We start from the raw sequence: 21,470 nt of genomic DNA on the forward strand, positions 1-21,470 counted from the left end.
CCGTGGCATCGCCGCGCATGGCCGCAGCCGGGTGGCTTGCCCTGCCCGCTGCGGCCTGGGCGACGATCTGCTTTCTGCTGCCGCTCGCCATTCTGTTTGCGACGAGCTTCCAGAGCGGCGACGGCGCGCCGTTCGGCGTGTTCGCGCGGATCTTCGGCGATTCCTACTATCGCGACGTCATCGCGAACACGGTCGTCTATGCCTCGGTCGTCACCTTCGCGTGCCTTGTGATCGGCTATCCATTTGCGCTGGCGCTCGTGCGCCTGCCGGGCTGGCTCCAGGCCATCGGCATGATCGCGATCCTGCTGCCATTGACCGCGAGCGCCATCGTCAAGACCTTCGGCTGGACAATCCTGCTGCGCACGACCGGCCTCGTGAACAATCTGCTGATGGCCATCGGCGCCATTGAAGCGCCGATCCGCATCCTGTTCACGCTGCCTGGCCTCTATCTCGGCACGATCAACATGCTGTTGCCATTCATGATCCTGCCAATCTTCGCCGTGATGCGCCGCATCGATCCAACGCTGCTCGATGCGGCCGCCACGCTGCGCTCCGGCCCCGTCGACCGGTTTCTGCGCGTGACCTTGCCGCTGAGCCTGCCGGGCGCTTTTGCCGGGTTTTCGATCGTCTTTTCGCTGGCCTCGTCCGCCTACGTGATCCCCACCCTGCTCATCGGCGAGCGCCACAAGGTGCTGTCGAAAGTCATCGCCCATAACTTCCTCGTCGCAAACGACCCGGCACTCGGTGCCGGCCTTGCCGTCGTGCTGCTCGTCTTCTGCACCAGCATGATCGCCCTAGCCGCCCGCTTCGGGCGCGCGCGCACGGAGAGCTAGATGGCGCGCTTCTTCCTCGTGCTTGGACGGTTCTGGGCGTTGCTCGTGATCGTGTTTTTGCTCGCCCCGATCTTCGTGACAGTCGCGGTATCGTTCTCGCCGTCGGCCGTGTTCGATTTTCCGGTCGATCGCCTGTCGACGCGCTGGTACGAGCGGCTGTCGCGCCAGTCGAGTTTCTGGGAGGCGTTGGGCACGTCCGCCTGGATCGCGTCGGTCTCAACTCTGCTTGCGGTCGCTTTGGCAACCCCGGCCGCGATCGCGATCGCAACGCGCGCGATCCCGGGAGCCCGCACGCTTGCCGGGCTCCTCACCTCGCCTTTGATGATGCCGGGGCTCGTCGTCGGGATCGCGTTTTTGCAGGCGTTCCGCGCGGTGGGCCTCCGCGATGCACAGACGTGCCTCGTGATCGCGCACGTGATCATCACGCTGCCCTATATCGTGCGCACGCTTCTGGCCTCTCTGCATCTGTTCGATTTCTCGCTGATCGACGCCGCCCGCACGCTCGGCTCCACGTGGCCCGGGGCCGTGGCCAAGGTTCTGCTGCCGGCCCTGTTTCCCGCCGTCGTCACAGGAAGTGCGTTCGCCTTTCTCGCCTCGTTCGACAACTACTCAATCTCGCTGTTTCTCGTGGATGTCACGGCGCGCACCTTGCCGATCCAGGTTTTGAACTATCTCGAAACGGGCGCTGACCCGACGATCGCCGCCATCTCGACGATCCTTCTTTGCTTCACCGTGCTCGCACTGCTGCTCGCCGACCGCATCGTCGGCGTGCGGCGGTTGGATCTCGGCTGATGCCGGACGTAAACGCACCGATGCGCCTTTCGCCCGATGCGGTGTTGCTGCCGGGGCAAGCCCACGCCGCGACCGGCCTCGATGTCGTCGTCCGCGCCGGACGCATCGAGGCCATCCTGCCGCGCGGGCAAGGCGATGTGCCAAGCGTGGCCCTGCCGGGCCAGCTTCTGATGCCGGGTGCGGTCAATGCGCACCAGCATGGGCGCGGTGTGACGAACCTGCAGTACGGCTTTCGCGACGAACGGCTCGAGACGTCGCTGCATGCGCGCATGGGCCACGGAAAGCTCGATCCCTATTGGGCGACGATGCTTGCGGCAAGGCGCATGATCGCAAGCGGCATCACGGGCTGCGTGCAAGGCAATGTCCCTTACGGAACCGGCGATTTCGTCGGCGAGACCGCGAAGATTTTGTCCGCCTACGCGGACTCGGGCTTACGAGCCCTCGTCTGCCTCGGCGCACTCGACCGCGCGCATATCGTCTACCCGCATCTCGACGAAGCGGCGTTTCTCGCAAGCCTGCCGGCCGACCTTGCGGCGGCAATGCAAGCACGCCGCAAGCCCCCTTACGCGCCCGATGCTGCGGCGACGATTGCAGCAATGTCGGCGCTGCTTGGCGATTGGGGCAACCATCCGCGTCTTTCGCTGGGCTACGGCCCGGCGGGCCCGCAATGGCTCTCCGACGAAGCTTTTGCCGCCCTTGCGTCCGACGCTCGCAAGCGCGGCTTGATGTTGCACTACCACTGCCTCGAATCCTGGACACAGCGCGCGGCCTGCGACCGGCTCTATCCCGAAGGCTGCCTGGAACGCATGCACCGCCTCGGCGCCCTGCACGACCGCGTCTCGATCGCGCACGGCGTGTGGCTCGACGACCACGACATTGATGTCGCCGCGCAAGCGGATGCCGCACTCGTGCGCTGCGCAGGCTCTAATCTCAATCTCGCCGTCGGCATCGCGCCGACGACACGCTATGCGGCGGCAGGCTTGCGCGTCGCGATCGGCACCGACGGCCGCACGATCGACGATTCGGAAGACATATGGCGCGAAGCGCGCCTTGTCGCGGCCCTCGCCAACGGCGATTCATGGTCCGATCCCGAACCGATCGATGCGGCCGCCCTTTTGAAGATGCTGACCGTGAACGGTGCGCGTGCGGCCGGCTTTGCCGACGTTGGCGAGATTCGCGCGGGCTGGCATGCCGACATGATCGCGGTCGATCTTCCCCTTCTGTCCGGCACCTATGTCGATTCCGATCTTCCAATCCTCGATCTGCTCGCGAAACGCATGACCGCCGAATGCGTGCGTATGACCATGGTGGGTGGGCGTATCCTCTATCGAGACGGAATTTTTGCCGACCCCAAACTCGCGCGCGCCGACAGCGAAGCCGCTGTGCAGGCGCGGCGTGCGAAAGCGACGACCGATCCGGCGGGACGCAGCCTTTCGGCGCGCCTGCGCCCGCATCTCGAATCCCACTACCGAAGCTGGGTCCCAACTTCGCCGACGCGCCACGCCGCCGATGCACGAGCGCACGTGCCAGTCAGCGGGCTTTAGGGGGCAACCGAATGCAGATTCCGAAAATCGACATTTCCGCGTTCGTTGCGAACGACAAAGCAGCCAAACCGCAAATCGCCCAAGCGGTGGCCGCCGCCTGCCGCACAAACGGCTTTTTCCTGATCGAAAAACACGGTCTGCCGGCCGATCTTCTGCCGACGGCCTTCGCGACGGCGCGCGCATTTTTCGAGCTTCCCGTCGAAGAGAAAGCGAAATGCGCGCCGCCGTCGCGCGAAGTGTTCCGCGGCTATTTCGGCCGCGAGATGCGCCGCACGGCGGCCTATCGCGAGAAGGTTGAACATGGCGATCTCAAGGAAGAGTTCCTTGTGGGCACGCCAACACCGCGCCCGCCCGTTCGCCTGCGCATGCCCTGGCCCGAAGAAGACCCCGAAACCATCGACTGGATCGAGGCCGACAATATCTGGCCCGCCGAACCGGCTGCATTCCGGCCCGTGTTCGAGCGCTTCTACGCCGAGATGGACAAGCTCGCTGCCATCATCTGCCGCATCTTCGCGATGTCGCTGGGGCTGCCCGAGACGTACTTCGACGACAAAACGGACCGGCACGGTGCGACGGCGAATTGGGGCTACTACCCGCCGCAGGAAACGTCGCCGAAACCGGGCCAGATCCGCCAAGGTGCGCACACGGATATCGGCGGCTTCACGATCCTTGCCGCCGACCGCGCGCCGGGCGGCTTGCAGGTCCAGGATCCGGACGGCGGCTGGCACGACGTGCTGATCCCCGACGGCGCACTTGCCATCAATCTCGGCGACCTGCTTGAACGATGGACCAACCGCCGCTGGAAAGCCACGATGCATCGCGTCGTCAATCCGCCCGAAGCGCTTCGAAACACGGCGCGACAATCGATGGGCTTTTTCTTCAAGCCCAACGCGGATGCCGCGATCGCGTGCCTTCCGACATGCCGCGACGCGGCAACACCGGCCGAATTCCCCGAAATTCTGGCAGGCGAACACATGCTCTACCGCATGCTCGCCTCGCGCCGAAACATGAGGAAGGCAACCGCATGACACACGCACAAACCCTCGCGAAAACCACAGCCGACGCTGGGGCCGGCCTTCGCGTCGAAACGGTCGTCGACGGGTTCGTTGCACGCATCCGCGGCATCGACATCACGGCGATGGATGACACGATTTTCGCCGCGATCTACCGGAAGTTCCTCGACACACCGGTGCTGGTGTTTCCCGACCAGCCGAAGGATGCAGCGGCGTTTTTCGCGTTCACGAATCGCTTCGGCCAAGTGGTCGAGCATGTACTAAACCAGTTCCACCATCCGAGCGTTTGGGGCGTGTCCTTCATCACCAATGTGCGCCCCGACGGCGCACCCGATCCCGTCGGCTACAAACGATCGCGCGAATGGCATACCGACCGCAGCTACGACACGAGCCCCGGCAAGACGACGGCGCTGCTGGCGCTTGAAATGCCGGAGATCGGCGGCAAGACCGATTTTGCGGACATGTATGCTGCCTATGCGGCCCTGCCCGACGATCTGCGCGTCGCACTCGCCGGCAAGGTCGGCATCTTCCGCTGGAGCGGGCGCAAGGCCGAGGGCTCGGTCAATCTCACGCCGGACCAATCGGCACGGCTCGTCGATGCGACGCATCCGATCCTGCAACTGCATCCCGAAAGTGGCCGCCCGACGGTCTATGTTGATCCCGGCAATCTGATCGGCATCGTCGGCATGACGCAGGCCGAGAGCGAGCCGATCCTGCAGCGTCTGTTCGCGCATTGTCTGCAGCCCGCTTTCCACTATGCCCACAAATGGACAGTGGGCGAACTCGTGATCTGGGACAATCGCTGCTCGATGCATCGTGCCGCCGGCGGCTACGCGCCGACCGAACGGCGCGTTCTCATTCGAACCCAGACCCAGAGCCGGTGAACGGCAGTTCGAAACCGCACCTGCACCTGGCGGCCGTGGGCCAGCGCAAGCCTGCGGACGCGCCGGAGCCGCTTGCCTATCTCGAGATCGGCGGCGTCGCCAAAAGCTTTCGCAACGTGAAGGTCCTCGACGATCTCGACATCTCGATCCGCCGCGGCGAGATCGTTTCGCTACTAGGGCCTTCGGGGTGTGGCAAGACGACGCTGCTGCGCGCGATCGCCGGGCTAATCGACATCGACAAAGGCCGCATCCGCGTCGGCGGCGTCGACATTACGGACCTTCCCACGCATCGGCGCGAAGTCGGCGTTGTGTTCCAGAACTATGCGCTGTTCCCGCATCTCGATGTACGCGGAAACATCGGCGTCGGCCTGCGCGCCAAGGGCCTCGGAAAGGCTGCGATCGCGGCGCGCGTCGAGGAGATGCTGAAGCTCACGCGGCTCGAAGCCTTGGCGAACCGATCGGTCGGCGCATTGTCGGGCGGGCAGCAGCAGCGCGTGGCCGTCGCGCGCGCCCTTGCCGTCTCGCCGCGACTTCTGCTGCTCGACGAGCCCTTCAGTGCTCTCGACCGCAAGCTGCGCGAAACCATGCAAGTGGAGCTGCGCGGGCTGCTTTCGACACACGGCATCACCGCGATTTTCGTCACGCACGACCAAGAAGAAGCCATGGTCGTCTCCGACCGCATCGCCGTCATGCGCGAGGGGCGCATTGAGCAGTTCGCAGACGTCGCCTCCCTCTACAACGCGCCTGCAACACGCTTCGTTTACGAATTTGTGGGTCTATCGACGGTCATTGCCGGAACGGTGCGCACGCAGATCGACGGGATCTGCGACGTGCACACACGCCTCGGTCCGATCCGCGTGCCTGGCAGCTTCATGCGCGGCGCTTCAGTCGTCGTTTGCCTGCGGCCCGAAGCGATTTCGCTGCGCCAATCCACAATGCACGGCGCGCCGATAAAGATCAGCTGCCCGGTCCGCCATGTGTCGTTTTTTGGCTCGCGCGGTCTCGTCTATGGCGACGTGCCGGAGCCGGAGCGTTTCGTCGTCGAACTTGACGCGCAGGATCTTGCGGCCATCCGACCCGGCGAAAGCGTCGATTTTTTCTGCGACCCGTCCGCCGCCCGCCTCTTTCCAGCCGAAACGGCGTCCGTTTGAGCGCTGTTCCTTTCCCTTTGCGACCGAAAAGGAGTTCACCATGAAACGTCGTCGATTTCTCGGCACCGGTATTGCCGGCGGCCTGCTGCTCTCGGCCCCGACATTGGTGCGCGCGCAGACCCGCCAGATCCTGATCGCAGGGCCGTCCGCGCAAGCGAAAATGTTCGAGACCGACGTTCAGCCCATCGTCGAAAAGCGCGTGGGCGTGAAGATCGTTTTCGACGGCTCGATCTCGGTCAAACACCTCCAGGTGCTCGAGGCTGAACGCAGTGCGCCGACCTATTCGCTCGCCTGGATGCCTGACACGGACATGATCACCGCCGTCGAGAAGAACCTTCTCGAACCGCTCGATACGGCGAAGATCCCGAACCTTTCGAAGCTGCTGCCCGGCGCCTTCGATCCGCGCAATCCCTGGGTCCAGATGAAAGTCGCGCGCTTCTCGGTCGGCATCAACACCGATCGCGTCAAGCCCACACTCGCCGCTTGGGCCGATCTCTGGGGCCCGTTCTACAAGAACAAAGTTTTGGTCCCCGCCTTCCAATTGACGCAAGGGCCGATGATGCTGGCGATGGCGGCCCACCTCGAAACCGGGAAGCCTTTGGCGCAAGCGCAGTACGACGTCGATGCCGGATACAAGCGACTGCGCACGCTCAAACCCTCGATCTTAAACGTCTTCTCTGCGTCGCCCCAGGCGATCACGCTACTCGAACAGGGCGAAGCCTATGCGGTGGTCGGTCTCTTCTCGTCGGTCCTCTATCCCCGGATGCGTGCAGGCGTGCCGATCGACCTGCCGATGCCGCGCGAGGGTGCATTCGGCAGCCCAAACTGCCTTGCGCGGATCGCCAAAGGCCCCAACGCCGAGCTTGCAAATGCCGTCATCGACGCGATGCTCGATGTCGACGTTCAGAAGATCATGATGGAGCGCACGTTCGACTCGCCTGTACGCGCCGAAGCGGGTCTCGTTCCCGGCGTGATCGGTTCGGACAAGCTCTTCGCGCTCGACGCTGCCTTCTGGGGCAAAGAGCGCGCGAAGATAGCCCCCGGCTACGCGGCGGCACTCGCTTGAGCACGAGCATCGCTGCACCAAGCGCCGACCGGATGCGCGCCAGCACGACGCTCGCCGCGTCGCTGCTGGCGGTACCGCCGGTCGCATTTCTTGTTGCGGCTTTCGCAGTACCGATGGCGATCGTCTTTCTGCTCGCAGTGCGCGGGCCGGAAGGCTTCACGCTGCAGCATCTCGTCGCGTTCTTCGCGACACCCGCCGGGCGCACGATGGCCGCAAACACGGTCGCCTATGGGATCGGTACGGGCATCATCTGCTGCATACTGGGCTTTCCGCTCGGCTATGTGATTTCACGCGCCGGCCCACGCGGCCAAGTCGTTCTGATCGTGCTGACGTTTCTTCCGCTCTGCACGAGCGTGATCATCAAGGGCTTTGCGATCACGCTGCTTCTGAAGTCGAACGGCATCGTCAATTCAACTCTGATGGCACTCGGCATCGTCGATGCGCCTGTCCGGCTCATTTTCACCGAGGTCGCCCTTTTTGTGGGCTCGGTTAACGTGTTTCTCCCCTTCGCGGTCCTTCCGGTCTACGCCGTCCTCGCCGAACGCGGTCGCGATCTTGAGGATGCGGCCGCCACGCTCGGATGCAGCCCAGCCTTCGCGCTGTTCCGGATCGTGCTGCCGCTCGCACGCCCGGGCTTGCTGGCGGCGTTTTCGATCGTCGCGGCACAGGCAATGTCGGCCTACGTGGTCCCCACCTTGCTGATCGGCGACCGCTTCCGCGTTCTCTCGCGCGGTGCCTACGACGCCTACATCCTGCACGATCCAGTTGGCGCCTCGGTCGCGGCCCTTGTGCTGCTGCTCACGGCACTCGGGATCGTTGCACTTGCCAACCGGATCGGCGGCACGAAGCGAGCCGTCCCATGAAGCACTTCAATCCCGTAAAAGCGATGCTCGGTTTGGCGGCGGCACTGGCACTCGCCTTTCTGCTGGTACCGCTGCTGCTCGTCGTGGCCGTGTCGTTCTCGCCAAGCGTGATCTTCGATCTGCCGTCGCGCGGACTGTCGCTGCGCTGGTACGAGGCGGTCGGCTCGCTCACGTCGTTCTGGCGCGCGCTTCGCGTGTCGATCGAGATCGCCGCCGTCGCGACAGCAGCCGCCGTTATCCTCGGAACCATGGCCGCCTTTGCCATACATTTCGGGCGCTTTCGCGGGGCGGCAGCAATCCAGGCCTTCGTCATGTCGCCGCTGATGCTGCCCGGCATCGTCAAGGGCATCGCGTTGCTGCAGGCGTCGCGCATGTTCGGGCTCTCGGACGCGTTTTTATTGCTCGCGATCGGCCATACCGTCTTGGCGATCCCGCTTGTGGCGCGCACATTGCTCGCAAGCCTTGCGAGCTTCGACCCGTCGATCATCGACGCGGCCCGCACGCTTGGCTATTCCTACTCATCGGCGCTTGCGCGGATCGTCGTGCCGAACTTGCTGCCCGGAATCTTCACGGGCGGCGTCTTTGCGTTTCTTGCATCGTTCGACAATTACTCGGTTTCCCTATTTGTTGCCAGCGTGCGTGCAAGACCGCTGCCGATCCAGATGATCCAGTATCTCGAAGAAGGTGCCGACCCGACCGTCGCTGCCATCTGCACGATCCTGATCGTTGTCACGGCGATCTTGCTGCTGCTGGCCGACCGCGCCGTCGGGCTGCGGCGCATCGCAGCGGGCTGAATGTTCTTCCAGCGAAAGGCAGAGTCCCATGTACGACGAAAAATTCATGCGCCGCGCCATCGAAATCTCGAGAACGGCGATCGATATCCCGGGTGCGGAACCGTTCGGCGCCGTCGTGGTGCGCGACGGCATCGTCATCGGCGAAGGCCTCAATCGCGCGGCCGCTTTGATGGATCCCACCTCGCATGGCGAGGTCGAAGCGATCCGCGATGCGTGCCGGAAGCTCGGCACGCGCGATCTCTCCGCGTGCGAGCTTTACACCTCGTGCGAGCCCTGCACGCTTTGCGTGGCGACGATGCATATCGTCGGCATCTCGGCCCTCTACTACGCGGTTTCGCTGTCGCAGTCTTGGAACGCGCTCAAGCATCTGGGCCAGCATGTCCGGCGCTACACGATCAGTGCCGTCGATCTGCGCACGCAATGCGGATTGCCGGTCCATGAGCGCAAGATGCCGGCAAGCACGCATCTTGCAGAGGTAGCGATCCCTGCAATCGATGCTTGGGCCACGAGCCGTTCTGGCTGACAGCCCGACGCAATAGATTTCAGACCGGAGTTTACAGATGAGTCAAACGACCCGCACAATTCAAATCGCCGTCGAGCCTTTTACCGCCGAGGCTTTCGCCCCTTTCGGCGTCGTGCTCGGCGAACCGCCGCGTACGGCCGAGTTCGGCGGACCCGCGAGTGCGAGCTGGCTCATGCCGTTCGAAGCCGACAGCGGCGTGCAGTTCATGTATTCGCGTTTCAAGTACCAGCCAATGCGTTTCTCAGTCCTCGAACGCCACTTCAACGTCACGCAAGGGTTTACACCGCTGAACGGTAGCCCGCTCATTATGGTCGTCGCCCCGCCGACCGACCGCAGCGGCGCTACCGCTGCACCCGCACTGGAGAGCGTGCGCGCCTTCTATCTCGACGGTTCGACCGGCCTGCTCATGCACAAGGGCACATGGCATGCCCTCGACCGATTCCCGGTGTCGCCGCCGCATATCGACTGTGTTTTCATCACCGATCGCGCAACCCACCAGGAATTGATGCAAGAGAAAGCCGACGGCACCAAGCCGCAACTGACCGAGCTATATGACTTCGAAGCCGAGCGTGGCGTGAAGTTCGAGATCGTCGGTGCCGATGCCGCGATCGTCTGAACTTTTCCGCTGCGCCGCGCGCAGTGCGGACGATCTTTCCGGCCTCGTCGCGTTGTGCCGCGGCGGCTTGGCGCTGGAGTCCGTGCGAGCCATCTGGTGCAAGACCGACGGCACGGGTCTCAGCAACGACTATTCGCGCGCATGTGCGGATGCGGCTTTACGCAGCTTTTTAGCCGAAGCCCTTGGGTGCTCGCCGACGGAAGCAGCCAAGCGCGTTCAGATCGTTGTGTCCGGGGGGTCGGAGGGGATCGTGTCGCCGCATCTTCTCGTACTTGCAGAAACCGAAAGCAGCGCTCCGGCGACGGAGGTCGGGCTCGTGAGCGGAAGCGACCGCCAGCCTTTTCCCAGAGAGGATGCAGGCACACAAGCCCACGCCGATTTTACCGCCGACATGGTGCGGCGGGCCGCATCCCAAGCTGGGCTCGATCGCGCGTCATCCGCTGCCTTCGTGATGGTGAAATCGCCGGCCCAACCTGGATCGAGTTTGGCGGCCATAAAGGCCCGCGCTGCTGTCGCTGCCGGTGTGGGGCTCGCGACCGGTCGACTTGCGGCACTCCCAGCCGCGTTCGATGCGCCGTTCGATGGGCCCGACAATGTCTTTGCCGTCGCCCGAAGCGACGAGACCGACCAGCATGTCGTTGTGCTCGGAAACGCCCCAGGTTCGCGCTCCCGCCAAAGTATCGCAAGCGGTTCACTCGTGGATCCGCTCGACGCGAGCGGCGTCGCGGACGTTGCCGCAGCGCTTGGCTTTGCCGCCGCACCGCAGCTAGGTGCGTCGGAGGCCGAGCGCGTCATTGGCGTGTTCGTCAAAGGCGATCCACCGGCCGGATATATCCGCGGCTTCGCGCACGCGATGGAAACGGACCCGACCTTGCCGTCGCACCGGCAGGGCAGAGCCGCCTATGCGGCAATGGTCGCCGCAATCGTCGGTATTCCCGCTATTTTTGTTTCAGGCGGCGCCGATGGCCACGGTCCGGCACAGGGCGGGCTTGTGGCCATTGTCGCCGACAAGCAGGATCGGCGCGTTTAACGACCCACAGATTCGCCGATGGTCGGAGCGAGAGGATTCGAACCTCCGCCCCCTAGCTCCCGAATTCTCGGAATTTTCAATTAAATCAATGGCAGTTGGAAAATTTCTGGACCGTTTTGGGGCAAGTTACAAAACACGGTCGCCCCGAACGGCGCATGTATCTGGGTCTGCTACAACACCTTTGCAGCCACGATGCATCGAGCAAAATCAAGTTCGCGAAGTTCGCTCGGAATGAACTGACTCAGGAGTGCCTTGCAACACATCTGGTACGTCGATCAGCGTAAGCAGGAGACCCCAATGACTGGAGTTCTAGGAGTCGAGCCGACAGCGTTCTAGAGACAGTACCGATCAGTAAGTCGCGCGCCCGCCCGACAGGTCGAATACGGCGCCGGTCGCAAAGCTGTTCTGCTGCGTCGCGAGCCACACAATCATTTCGGCAGATTCGTCGACCTCCAGGAAACGTCCGCGCGGGATTTTCGAAAGCATGTAGTCGATATGTGTCTGCTGCATCTGGTCGAAAATGCGCGTGCGCGCGGCAGCGGGTGTCACGCAGTTTACAGCGACGTTCACATCGGCAAGTTCCTTGCCCAGCGACTTCGTGAAACCAATGACCCCCGCCTTCGACGCCGAATAGGCGCTGGCGTTGGGATTGCCCTCTTTGCCCGCGATCGAGGCAATGTTGACGATCCGGCCATAATTTCTCGCACGCATGCCAGGCACGACCGCTTTGTTGACATAGAACGTGCCGAGCAGATTGATCTGGACGATCTTCTCGAATTCGTCGATCGGATAATCGGCAACGGGCGCGTTCATGCCGGCGATACCGGCGGAATTCACCAGTATGTCGGCGGCACCGAGTCGCGATTCGGTCTCGGCCAAGGCGGCTTGTATTGAACTCCAATCGGCCACGTCGGCCCGCACGGCGATGGCGCCGCCGCCGATCGCCGCGGCATGGGATGCCGCCAGAGTCGTGTCGAGATCCCACAGCGCCACCTTGGCACCGTTTGCCGCAAGCAATCTTGCAACTGCGCCACCGATCCCTTGGGCGCCGCCTGTAACGATCGCATTCTTTCCAGCAACATCGTATTTGTTCATTTTTTTCGCGCTCCCAGCTATCCGCCAATTCACGTGAGATAACAGTTTCTTTGAACCAACCCCATTGGAAGATTACGACACCATATCGACGTCGAAGAGATTGCCCTGAGCTTGCAAATGAGGTTTTAGGCAGTCACCGCTCTCCCAATCGCAAGCGCGCTCCATGAACAAAGGCGACCACCCAATCTGCGCGGTCAGATCGCCTCCCCTAAGTTTCAGCAAGGAACCGCCGCACCTTGCGCGGCCGCCGACGCAGCGATAGCCGTCGCGACCTGGAGTCCGGCGACGGCGTCCGTGGCCGTCGACTCGGAACCAAGTTCGCCGACCAGTCCGGCGATCCAGCGCTTATGATGGCGTTCCCCGAAATGAGCTCCTTCAAACTTCTCGACTCTCCACTCCCGCTCGCCGTCGCATCGCCAGGCGAGCGCGCCGATCTCACTGCGCACCCAAATGGTTCCGTGGCTGCCGTAAAATTCCAGGCGAAACCGTTCGCAGCCCGCAACCTCGACAAACGACATTTCGTGCGACGCAACGACGCCCGCCTCGCAGCGATAGACGGCCCACGCACTGTCCGGATTTTCGACGGTCACGCACCGCCCGTCGGCAAGCGTGCGGACCGGCTTCAGGATCGCCGTCGTGGCGCTGACGCTGGCGATCTCGCCCGCGACCAGGCGGACCAGGTCGATCCCGTGCACGCCAAGTTGGTGGACAACGCCGCCCGACACGTTCGCGCGTTTGTAGAACCAATCGCCCCAGTCCGGGCCTGGCGTGGCATTGCGAATGCGGATACTCTGCAAGGCGCCAATGGCGCCGTCCGCGATAAGTTCGCGCGCGCGCAGAAACTCGTCGAAATAGCGATGCATGAAACTGACCTGGAGGTCGATCTTAGCCGCAGCGGCACGCGCAACGATACGTCGACACCCGGCCACATCGCCCGCCATCGGCTTTTGCAGCAGCAGCGCCTTGCCCGCAGTGGCCACCTGCGCTGCCAAATCTTCGTGCGTGTTGTCGGGTGTTGCCACGATCACCGCGTCGATATCGGCGCGCGCAAGCACCGCCGCCAGATTCGCGCTCGAAGCGCCAATGCCGTAGCGCTTGGCAAGTGTTGCTGCCTTGTCGGCATTGCGGCCGACGACGCACCGCATCTCCGCGCCCGGAACGGTCCCAATGCCGCCAATATGGTAATCCGCGATCGAGCCGGTTCCGACGATCGCGACACCCAGGCGCCGCGTCATGGCATCGCCTGCCCAATCGCAATGCTGGCCGAACCGTTGGTCGCCGAGGCGAATGCCGCCTCGACAATTTCGACAGACAGCAAAGCCTCAGCAAAGCTGCACGAAACCTTCGCGCCGGTGCGCAGCGACGTCAAAAATTCGGTCGTGATTGCGCCTTCGTTGGGCGCGGCGGCCAGTTCCTCGCGCGCAGCACCGCGCTTGCTGTGCCAACCCATCGTCCAGCCCGTGGGCATCGCCAGCGGACGGCGCAGTTCAATCATGCCGTCTTCGCCGAAGATCCGGATTTCGTCCCACATATGCCAGCCTTCTTCGATGCACGAGATCTGGCACTCGACGCCGGGGAAGCCAATCTCGATAAAACCACCAAGATCGGCGCGGCCCGGCGGGCCCGCGCGCAAGCGGCTGCGCACGTGCGTCGGCCGACTGTCGATCAGCCATGGCACGATATCGGCCATATGCGTGCCGCGCCCGGTATAGGCACCGCCGCCGCCGAGGGCAGGATCGAGAAACCAGCCGCTTCTTTCGTAGCCAAGTTGGATCGTCTGCACGAAGCGAACGGCACCGATCCCGCCCGCACGCACGATGTCGCGTGCCCGCAGACAGCCGACATCCAGGCGCCGGTTGAACGCAACCGCGTTGGCAAGCTTCTTGGTGCTGGCACGTTCGATCAGACGCATCGCGTCCGCGCGCGCCATGACAAAAGGTTTATCGACCAGCACGGCCCAGCCGCGCTCCAACGCCGCTGCCGCATGCCCCGCATGCAACATATGCGGCGTGGTCACTAGGACCGCGTCTGTATCCGGCATATCTTCAAGGCGTGCCACGAGCTTTGCACCGGTTTGTGCCGCAAGCGCCTTGACCGAGTCGCCCGCGTGCGGATCGAAGATCCCGACCAGCTTGACGCCTGCGTCGGCCAGAAGCGTCGGCACGTGGTAGCGGCGCGAAAAACCGCCACACCCGATCATCGCAAATCGAATCATTTTCAAGTCCTCTCCAAATTCCGGCGAAACATTGCAAAAAGGCGCGACCAGACGCGTTCCGCAGCCTGTTTGTGATAGCAATAGCGCTCGGGAAACGTGAAGCCGTGCTCGGCGCCTTTGTGGTGCTCGATGCGATAGCGCAGCCCGCGCGCGGCAAGCCCCGCTTCGACTGCATCGGCATGCGCGAGCGGCGCCACAGGATCGTCCTGCGCCCAGCCGAAGTAACTTTCGGCGTTCGTGCGCGCGATTTGCAGATGCGGCGAGTCGGCATCTGCACTGACCAACCTTCCGCCATGGAGCGAGGCATAGGCCGCAATGCGGTCCGGACACGAAGCCGCTGCCGCCAGCGCATGGCGTCCCCCCATGCAATAGCCGACGGCTGCCGCACGCGCGCCGGCATTTGCATCGCGCGCGGCGAAGTCGAGCATCGCCTTCGTGTCTCTGGCGCTCATCGCCATCGACAGTGCGTCGTTGAGCGCCATCATCCGCGGATCGAGCACGCCGGTCGCCAGCACGCTTGGATCGAAGGACGGGCTGCCGTCGCGGTAGTAGAGATTGGCCAGCATCGTGTAGTAGCCCGCCGACGCAAAACGCCGCGCCATGTCGCGCAGTTCCTCGCGAATACCAAGCGCGTCCATGTAAACGAGCACGACCGGAAACGGACCGCCCTCGTCGGGATGGACAACAAAACACGGCATGCGCCCGTCTGCCGTAGGGATATCGACATTCTGTTCGATCATGTTTGCCCCATCCGAACGAAGATCGGGCTCGACCACGCGTAGGCTCCGTCCCATTGCCGCACGCGAACCCAATAGGCGTTCCAGCCCGGCTGCGGTGCTGGATCGCGCCAGGTGCCTGCCCAGTTCGACGCACCGAGAATCTCGGGCAGACGGCGAAGCTCAAGTTCGCGCAGCGGCTTGCTGTCGCCAAAATGCGCAGGAAGTTTGGCAACCGGAACCGTTGCGGATATCTGCGGCGTGCGGATCGACAGGACGGCGTCGTCTGCCGCCTCGAGCGGCACGACGATGCCGTCCCAATCGCCGCCCGTCATTGAGCGCCAGGTAATGCGTTGGGGCCCCGCTTCGACGATCCCCTCGTCGGGCGTGTCGAGCGCATAGAGCTCGGGCGCGCCGAAACGCCCGTGCGAGAGCGCGACCGAACCGTCCCAGCGCATGCGCGCCTTGCTGAAATTGCCCGGTGCGGTGGCCCCGCGCCATGCGATGCGAACGCGGTTGGACAGTTGGGCGTTTTCGTCGCGCAGCAAAGCCCTATGGACGATCCGTGTGCCGCGAAATATCTCGACGGCCTCGAGCGGGCCGGTGCCGTCGATCCCGATCGACAGCAGCGGCGCATTGTCGGCATCGAACTCGCTTCCCATTGCATGGCCGTCGGCCGAATACTCAAGACGGATACGCGCACCGTTGGTCGCATAGCAATTGCGCGCTCGCAATGCGTCCCACAGCCCCTGTCGCGATAGGCTCGACAGTGGTGCGGCGACAAGACCGCCGCGCACGTTTCGCACCGACTGGCGACCGGGATGGCTCGCCCCCGGCCGGCCGTCGACGCCGTCGCTGCCCGCCGTGACGCCCATGCGATAGCCGCGCTCCAGCGCTTCGAACAAAAACCATTCGGAGGTCGCGTGCGTCGAGTGGACTTCGATCAGCCGTTCGAGCGACGGTTCGTGCCAGCGCAGATCCGTCGTGCGTCCACCGACATGCAGCGCCACCAGCGTGTCGGTGCCGCGATACTTGGCGTGCAAAGCGTCTGCGTCGTCAAGATCACTCGCGGCATCGGACGTGTCGGCAACATATTCGTGGCTGCAGCGTGTGATCGGCGCTTGGGCACTCGGAAAATAGAGATTGCGGTCGCCGCCTTTGGCCGTATCGGCCGACCATTCGAGACCCAATAGTGCTGCAAACCTACCGGTCTCGTTGTAGCGTTCGGTCACGGCTTCGGTTTCGTGCCATTCGGGCGTCGTAACCAGAAAGCAGTTGGCCTGGTGGCTTGCGAAGTCGAGCCGCGCATAATCGCGCGCATGCGCAAAGAAGGCGTCGAGCGTGCGCGCCCCGCAGCCAACCAAGCTTTGGGCATGGATATCGCCCCACTGAATACGCCGCGTCGGCGCGCTTGCATGCACCATCGTCGGGTTCGAGACGATGCGCCCGAACGGACCTGCCTCGGCAATGAGGCGCATGCGACCGCTCGCTGCGAGCGTGATGCGCCAACGAAACACGCCCGGCAGATCGGGCAGTTGTTCGCCGTCGAGAGTCGGGCGTGTTGCGAGCTGGGCTGGATTGCCCCATTCGTCCTCGACGCGCAAAGCGGCTTCGAACGGCTCGCCTGCAACGATGTCGCTCGGCACCACCAGATCCAATCGATGCGCGGGGCCGCCAATAATGCGCACGGCTGGGCGCGCGATCTCAACCCACGCGTTGTCGCCATGCCGCACACGCACCGACAGCGCGCAAGATTCTTCGATGAAAGTCTGCGCGCGCAGGCTGGACGCGATCAAAATTGTCGCGCCGCGCGGCAGTCCACCGATCGTCTCGATCTCGAAGACATGGTCAAACGGATGCCATTCGAGCGAGCGGCGCGTACGCCAGCGAAACGCCGTTGGCGGGTCGATGGAAACAGTCGTGTAGCCTGGCGCGTCCGGCGTCTCGCATTGCGGCGTGTCCCAGTCGCTCGGCCAGCGCCGCACCAACGCAAGCGCGCTTCCCGGCGGCAGGCCGTCGGGTCCGACCGAATAGCGCAGTTCCCAGGGCGCGTGCGCGCCCGCGACGACCGGATCGGGTCCCGTCAAATCGGCGCGGCCCGATATTCCGGACGCGTCGAAAAGGATGGGCAGGCCGCTCATGCCATGCCGATCGGCTGCGGTGGCGGGTCGCGCACGTCTTGCGGGCGGCTGCGGATCATGTCGGAAAGTTCGCGCTGGATCGCTGCCATCGCCGGATCGCTAAATCGATTGTCCATCTCGCTTGGGTCGTTTGCGAGGTCGTAGAACTCGCCCGCACCCGAATCGAGTTCGAGGGTAAGTTTGTGCGTCTTCGTTCGCACCGTGCGCAAACGCAGCGCCACGCCGCAACGCGAGGGATGCAGATCCCATTCGTTGTAGGCGAAGTCGCGGCTTGCCGTACCTTCGATGAGCGGGCGCAAGCTGCGCGAATGCAGCGCCCTTCCTGCCGACAAGCCCGCATAGTCGTAGAAGGTCGAGGCAAAATCGAGCGTGGAGACCGGGTGTTGTACGATCTTGCCCGCCGGCACGCCGGGTCCGCGCACGATGCAGCCCACGCGCAGCAGCCCGTCGTAATGCATCGGCCCTTTGAGCAGCAGGCCATGGTCGCCGAGCCAGTCGCCATGGTCGGTCGAATAGACCACGAGCGTGTCGCGATCGAGCCCGAGTCGTTCGAGCCCGAGCAGGATGCGACCGACATTGTGGTCGATCAGCGAGATCATGCCGTAATAGTTGGCGATCAAATGGCGCAGCTGCAGATCGCTTTGCGCCGGCGTGCGCGACTGTTTGCTGCGAAAGGACTGCAGCTCTGGGTCGGCCAATTTCGGCGTGCCTTCCAAGCTCGCGCGATGCCACCATGGTCGTCGGTCGAGATCGAGCGTGCGATGCACGGGCAGATCGACCGCGTCGGGATGGTGCATGTAGCACCAGGGGCTGGGCGCATCGAACGGATGGTGGGGATCGGGGAACGACGCCCAGGCAAGCCACGGCGTATCTTTGTTCGCCTGGATAAAATCGAGCGTGCGGTCGCCGATCCATGTCGAATTGTGGAAGGCCGAGGGCAACGCGGAATTCCAGGTCTGTGCGGCGCCGACATCTGGCGGAAGCTTGGTCGAAAACAGTTTGTCGAGCCGGTCGCCGCGACCGTCTTTGTGGTACCACGCCTCGTATTGCAGCCCTTGCGGCGGCTTTTGCGGCAAAAACATGTTGTGGCCGGCAATCATCATATCGACATGCTGGAAACCCATATAGGGCCCGGACCAGTCGGCGCCATAATCCTGCGAGCTCGACCGGCATTCGGGCCGACCGCTTGGCTTGAACGTGTGGAACGTCGAGAAATGCGCTTTGCCGATGAAGCCGGTTCGCCACCCGCCGCGAGCAAACGTACCGCCGAAGCCCGCTTCGCCGATGTCAGTATCGAGATCGATGCCGTTGTCCCAGACGCCATGCGTGCGCGGCAGCAGCCCGGTCAAGATCGAGGCGCGCGACGGCTGGCAGACGACATTGGGCGTGATGCAGGCCGAAAAGCGCGTGCCCGACTGCGCCAGCATGTCGAGATGCGGCGTCAGCACTTTGCGTCCTTCGAAGCCGTAGCAGTCGCCGCGCTGCTGGTCGGACGTAATCAGCAGGATATTCGGTTTGCGTGCCATCGTTTCAAGCCTCGATCCGCGTTGCAAAAACGGGCTTCTGCCCCGGTGCGGGCGAATAGCCAAAATCGCCCCGCTTGATCAACGCATCGACGCCGCCGAACCGCGCGATCTTTGCTTCCTGGTCGGCAAAGGCGCGCGCGTTGACGGCCTCTGGATCGAGACGTTTGCGCAGTTCCGCCTCCATCGCCGCCAGCGTTTCGCGATGCGACGGGTCTTCGCTCAGATCCATGGTTTCGCCCGGATCGCTTTCGAGATCAAATAGCTCGGCGCGATAACCGACATGGTGGATGTACTTCCAGCGCCCCTTGCGTACCATGTACATCGCCGTGATCGAGCCGGCAGCGTGATACTCCCCCAACGCGACGCGCTGCGCATCGTAGGATTCCTTCGCGATTGCAACTAGTGACCTGCCGGGAAGCTTTTCTTCCAGCGCGTCCGGTACCAGCCCTACGCTCTCGATGATCGTTGGATATACGTCGACCAATGTTACAGGCGTAGCACAGGTTTTTCCCGCAGGCACGCCGGGCCCGGCCACGATCATCGGTACGGCGGCCGCTTCTTCGTAGTGGATCGACTTGCCCCACATATGGCGGGTACCAAGATTGTCGCCATGGTCGCTCGAATAGACCACGCGCGTGCTGTCGCCGAGCCCGGCGGATTGGAGTGCTGCCAAGACGCGGCCGATATTGTCGTCGAGGAAACTCACCATTCCGAAGTACGCCGCAAGCGCCACGCGGACCTTCTCGGGCGTGAAAAAGTCGTCGTAGTTCATGCAGGCGCGTAACGCTGCGACCGAGGGATGTTTGGGATAGTCGTTTGGACCGGCAAGACGCGGCATCGGCAGCGTCTCGGGCGGATACATCGCATAGAACTCGGGCGGCGCGATCAGCGGAAAATGCGGCTTGACGAATGACACGAACAGGCACCACGGCTTGGTCTGGCGTGCAGCGTGGTTGGTGAGCCACTCGACAGCACCGTCGCGAATGTTGCGGTCGTACGCCGCGTATGTCGATTCGCCCGGCCCCGCCGCCTTGGCAAGATCGGGCATCCCGCCGCGCTTCGCGGCTTTGGGGCGGCGAATGAGTCCCAATAGATCGCCTTCGCCGTCCACCACATGCAGCGGGACAATCTCCTCGACGAATCCGTTGTCGTCGCTCTGCGCGCGGAAATGCAGCTTGCCGATCGACATCGTGTGATGACCCGCCGCCTTCAAGCGATGCGCCCAGCTTCGTATCGAGCCGTCATAAGGATGCGCGTTGTCCCAGCACGCATTCTCCGCGACATATGTTCCGGTATGCAGGCTCGCGCGCGCGGGCACGCAAATCGGGCAGTTGGTGTACGCGGCCGTAAATTTGGTGCCGCGTGCCGCCAGCGCGTCAAGATGGGGCGTCTTGACGATTTTATGGCCGTAGCACCCGGCGACATCGCGCGTGTGCTCGTCCGACAGAATAAAGAGAACGTTGGAGGCTGTGCCGCTCATCGGATCCTCGGAAGCGAAGTGACAAAAGGCCCGCCGACCGGCTGGTCGGCGCGCTCGGGAAATTCGTCGCGCAGCTGCGGTTGGATCGCGTCGATGCGCTTGTCGAAGTCTGCGATACTTGCTGCGCCGTCGATGGCCGACAGCGTCGTCGTATAGACCCGCGATTCGCCATGCTCAAGCCATACGGTCTCGTTGCGCGCATCCGCGCCAGCCCGGTCGCCCCATCGTGTCGATGCTGGCTCAACTGCAAAGCCGTAGATGCCGTCGGCCAAACACTGCCATTGCTGCAAGCAAATGAAATTGTCGGCGCCGTATTCGACGCCAAATCCGAGCCCAAGTCGTTCGTTGAACAAAGCGGTCGGCACGCGGCCGTTTTTGTCGGCCACAGCTTCGTGGTCGAAAACCTGTTGGACAAAGCGCGCGCTCGGCGCTGCTTGCGTCCGATAACCGCTTTGCTGGCTTTCGCGCGGCATGTTGGCGGCCAAAGTGCGCTTGATGGGTGCTACGAACCTGGCTCCTTCGTCGAGCAACGGCCAACCGACATTGATATGGTAGAGCAGCATATGCGGGGTCTTCGAGAATCCACGATTCTCTATGCGATCGACGATGCGCACATCGCTGCCGCCGACAGCGACTTCAATGCGCCGCACGAGCGCCAACGACTCGCCCATGGCCTGCGCCTGTACAACTGTGCCCTCGCACCACAATGTGCACTCGTCGCCGTCCCAGCGCGCGCCGTATCCGTCGAGACGGGCGGGCTGAAACGCGCCGCGCCCGTGCATCGGATAGGCAATTTCTTTGCGCAACGGCAAATCGAAGTGCGCCGCCGAGCCTTTGTCGGGCTGGCGTACATGGTCGAAACCGCACGTGCACAGCAGCCCCGAAAAGCCGCGCATAAAACCCGTGCCGCCGTCGCCCATGGGATCGAGAAACGCCGGACTGCGGAAGCCGGTGGGCGACTGCCACGCAAACGGCACGCCTCGATAGTCGAAACGACCGATATCGAGCGAACGGTCGATCAGCACCGTAAACTCGAGCCCCGAGCCCGTGCGGAACTCGAGCGTGCGCACGCCCCGCTCGGGACCGTCGGCATATTCGAACAGTTCGACGCCCGCAATCTGGCCGAGCGTGCCCGAGCGACGTTCGAATTCGTGGCGCGTGAGTTTCTGACCGTACAAGATGGGCATG

The 21,470-nt window shown here is 63.5% G+C and carries 20 protein-coding genes; 12 read left to right on the top strand and 8 right to left on the bottom strand.

Going from position 1 to position 21,470, the window contains the following annotated elements:
- Positions 1 to 17: 17 nt before the first annotated feature.
- Genes O9320_01300 through O9320_01355 form a run of 12 tightly spaced genes read left to right on the top strand, consistent with a single transcriptional unit; the run spans position 18 to position 11,109 of the window.
- Complete coding sequence (locus O9320_01300) at positions 18 to 833, top strand: ABC transporter permease (GenBank protein ID MCZ8309459.1); 816 nt, start codon at positions 18 to 20, stop codon at positions 831 to 833.
- Positions 834 to 1,625, top strand: coding sequence for an ABC transporter permease (locus O9320_01305; GenBank protein ID MCZ8309460.1), 792 nt, complete (start codon positions 834 to 836; stop codon positions 1,623 to 1,625). It abuts the gene before it with no gap.
- Positions 1,625 to 3,169, top strand: coding sequence for an amidohydrolase family protein (locus O9320_01310; protein ID MCZ8309461.1), 1,545 nt, complete (start codon positions 1,625 to 1,627; stop codon positions 3,167 to 3,169). Before O9320_01305 ends, O9320_01310 begins: the two co-directional genes overlap by 1 nt.
- Positions 3,170 to 3,180: 11 nt before the next feature.
- Positions 3,181 to 4,197 carry a hypothetical protein gene (locus O9320_01315; protein ID MCZ8309462.1) on the top strand — a complete coding sequence of 339 codons (1,017 nt, stop codon included), beginning with the start codon at positions 3,181 to 3,183 and terminating at the stop codon, positions 4,195 to 4,197.
- Positions 4,194 to 5,066 (top strand): TauD/TfdA family dioxygenase, encoded by an 873-nt coding sequence (locus tag O9320_01320; protein MCZ8309463.1) that lies wholly within the window; start codon positions 4,194 to 4,196, stop codon positions 5,064 to 5,066. The genes O9320_01315 and O9320_01320 overlap by 4 nt, the downstream gene beginning before the upstream one ends.
- Entirely contained in the window at positions 5,063 to 6,217 is a 1,155-nt protein-coding gene (locus O9320_01325) for an ABC transporter ATP-binding protein (protein MCZ8309464.1), read from the top strand. Before O9320_01320 ends, O9320_01325 begins: the two co-directional genes overlap by 4 nt.
- Positions 6,218 to 6,257: 40 nt before the next feature.
- Positions 6,258 to 7,283 carry an extracellular solute-binding protein gene (locus O9320_01330; protein ID MCZ8309465.1) on the top strand — a complete coding sequence of 342 codons (1,026 nt, stop codon included), beginning with the start codon at positions 6,258 to 6,260 and terminating at the stop codon, positions 7,281 to 7,283.
- Positions 7,280 to 8,146, top strand: coding sequence for an ABC transporter permease (locus O9320_01335; protein ID MCZ8309466.1), 867 nt, complete (start codon positions 7,280 to 7,282; stop codon positions 8,144 to 8,146). Before O9320_01330 ends, O9320_01335 begins: the two co-directional genes overlap by 4 nt.
- A complete protein-coding gene (locus tag O9320_01340) occupies positions 8,143 to 8,940 on the top strand; it encodes an ABC transporter permease (protein MCZ8309467.1) in 798 nt (265 codons plus the stop codon). The genes O9320_01335 and O9320_01340 overlap by 4 nt, the downstream gene beginning before the upstream one ends.
- A 28-nt stretch (positions 8,941 to 8,968) precedes the next feature.
- Positions 8,969 to 9,463 carry a nucleoside deaminase gene (locus O9320_01345; protein MCZ8309468.1) on the top strand — a complete coding sequence of 165 codons (495 nt, stop codon included), beginning with the start codon at positions 8,969 to 8,971 and terminating at the stop codon, positions 9,461 to 9,463.
- Positions 9,464 to 9,500: 37 nt separating this feature from the next.
- On the top strand, positions 9,501 to 10,079 hold the full coding sequence (locus O9320_01350; protein ID MCZ8309469.1) for an ureidoglycolate lyase: 579 nt from the start codon (positions 9,501 to 9,503) through the stop codon (positions 10,077 to 10,079).
- Positions 10,063 to 11,109 carry a hypothetical protein gene (locus tag O9320_01355; GenBank protein ID MCZ8309470.1) on the top strand — a complete coding sequence of 349 codons (1,047 nt, stop codon included), beginning with the start codon at positions 10,063 to 10,065 and terminating at the stop codon, positions 11,107 to 11,109. The genes O9320_01350 and O9320_01355 overlap by 17 nt, the downstream gene beginning before the upstream one ends.
- A 348-nt stretch (positions 11,110 to 11,457) precedes the next feature.
- Here O9320_01355 and O9320_01360 read toward each other — a convergent pair whose 3' ends face one another.
- The 8 genes from O9320_01360 to O9320_01395 form a co-directional block, all read right to left on the bottom strand.
- A complete protein-coding gene (locus O9320_01360; protein ID MCZ8309471.1) occupies positions 11,458 to 12,204 on the bottom strand; it encodes an SDR family NAD(P)-dependent oxidoreductase in 747 nt (248 codons plus the stop codon).
- A gap of 215 nt (positions 12,205 to 12,419) precedes the next feature.
- Complete coding sequence (locus tag O9320_01365; protein MCZ8309472.1) at positions 12,420 to 13,439, bottom strand: Gfo/Idh/MocA family oxidoreductase; 1,020 nt, start codon at positions 13,437 to 13,439, stop codon at positions 12,420 to 12,422.
- Positions 13,436 to 14,419, bottom strand: coding sequence for a Gfo/Idh/MocA family oxidoreductase (locus tag O9320_01370; protein ID MCZ8309473.1), 984 nt, complete (start codon positions 14,417 to 14,419; stop codon positions 13,436 to 13,438). Before O9320_01370 ends, O9320_01365 begins: the two co-directional genes overlap by 4 nt.
- Positions 14,420 to 14,421: 2 nt before the next feature.
- Complete coding sequence (locus O9320_01375; GenBank protein MCZ8309474.1) at positions 14,422 to 15,159, bottom strand: dienelactone hydrolase family protein; 738 nt, start codon at positions 15,157 to 15,159, stop codon at positions 14,422 to 14,424.
- Positions 15,156 to 17,276 carry a DUF3604 domain-containing protein gene (locus O9320_01380; GenBank protein MCZ8309475.1) on the bottom strand — a complete coding sequence of 707 codons (2,121 nt, stop codon included), beginning with the start codon at positions 17,274 to 17,276 and terminating at the stop codon, positions 15,156 to 15,158. Before O9320_01380 ends, O9320_01375 begins: the two co-directional genes overlap by 4 nt.
- Positions 17,273 to 18,802: a sulfatase-like hydrolase/transferase gene (locus O9320_01385; protein ID MCZ8309476.1), complete on the bottom strand. Its 1,530-nt coding sequence runs from the start codon at positions 18,800 to 18,802 to the stop codon at positions 17,273 to 17,275. Before O9320_01385 ends, O9320_01380 begins: the two co-directional genes overlap by 4 nt.
- Positions 18,803 to 18,806: 4 nt before the next feature.
- A complete protein-coding gene (locus O9320_01390) occupies positions 18,807 to 20,282 on the bottom strand; it encodes a sulfatase-like hydrolase/transferase (protein MCZ8309477.1) in 1,476 nt (491 codons plus the stop codon).
- Positions 20,279 to 21,469 (bottom strand): aldose 1-epimerase family protein, encoded by a 1,191-nt coding sequence (locus O9320_01395; protein MCZ8309478.1) that lies wholly within the window; start codon positions 21,467 to 21,469, stop codon positions 20,279 to 20,281. Before O9320_01395 ends, O9320_01390 begins: the two co-directional genes overlap by 4 nt.
- Position 21,470 lies beyond the last annotated feature (1 nt).

The organism is Magnetospirillum sp., from assembly GCA_027532905.1.
Taxonomy (GTDB): Bacteria; Pseudomonadota; Alphaproteobacteria; order CACIAM-22H2; family CACIAM-22H2; genus Tagaea.

Coding starts and splice junctions, on each gene's coding strand:
- O9320_01375 (MCZ8309474.1), bottom strand. CDS start 15,159: ATGATCGAACAGAATGTCGATATCCCTACGGCAGACGGGCGCATGCCG.
- O9320_01350 (MCZ8309469.1), top strand. CDS start 9,501: ATGAGTCAAACGACCCGCACAATTCAAATCGCCGTCGAGCCTTTTACC.
- O9320_01370 (MCZ8309473.1), bottom strand. CDS start 14,419: ATGATTCGATTTGCGATGATCGGGTGTGGCGGTTTTTCGCGCCGCTAC.
- O9320_01310 (MCZ8309461.1), top strand. CDS start 1,625: ATGCCGGACGTAAACGCACCGATGCGCCTTTCGCCCGATGCGGTGTTG.
- O9320_01355 (MCZ8309470.1), top strand. CDS start 10,063: ATGCCGCGATCGTCTGAACTTTTCCGCTGCGCCGCGCGCAGTGCGGAC.
- O9320_01395 (MCZ8309478.1), bottom strand. CDS start 21,469: ATGCCCATCTTGTACGGTCAGAAACTCACGCGCCACGAATTCGAACGT.
- O9320_01345 (MCZ8309468.1), top strand. CDS start 8,969: ATGTACGACGAAAAATTCATGCGCCGCGCCATCGAAATCTCGAGAACG.
- O9320_01330 (MCZ8309465.1), top strand. CDS start 6,258: ATGAAACGTCGTCGATTTCTCGGCACCGGTATTGCCGGCGGCCTGCTG.
- O9320_01305 (MCZ8309460.1), top strand. CDS start 834: ATGGCGCGCTTCTTCCTCGTGCTTGGACGGTTCTGGGCGTTGCTCGTG.
- O9320_01315 (MCZ8309462.1), top strand. CDS start 3,181: ATGCAGATTCCGAAAATCGACATTTCCGCGTTCGTTGCGAACGACAAA.
- O9320_01390 (MCZ8309477.1), bottom strand. CDS start 20,282: ATGAGCGGCACAGCCTCCAACGTTCTCTTTATTCTGTCGGACGAGCAC.
- O9320_01340 (MCZ8309467.1), top strand. CDS start 8,143: ATGAAGCACTTCAATCCCGTAAAAGCGATGCTCGGTTTGGCGGCGGCA.
- O9320_01320 (MCZ8309463.1), top strand. CDS start 4,194: ATGACACACGCACAAACCCTCGCGAAAACCACAGCCGACGCTGGGGCC.
- O9320_01385 (MCZ8309476.1), bottom strand. CDS start 18,802: ATGGCACGCAAACCGAATATCCTGCTGATTACGTCCGACCAGCAGCGC.
- O9320_01300 (MCZ8309459.1), top strand. CDS start 18: ATGGCCGCAGCCGGGTGGCTTGCCCTGCCCGCTGCGGCCTGGGCGACG.
- O9320_01360 (MCZ8309471.1), bottom strand. CDS start 12,204: ATGAACAAATACGATGTTGCTGGAAAGAATGCGATCGTTACAGGCGGC.
- O9320_01365 (MCZ8309472.1), bottom strand. CDS start 13,439: ATGACGCGGCGCCTGGGTGTCGCGATCGTCGGAACCGGCTCGATCGCG.
- O9320_01380 (MCZ8309475.1), bottom strand. CDS start 17,276: ATGAGCGGCCTGCCCATCCTTTTCGACGCGTCCGGAATATCGGGCCGC.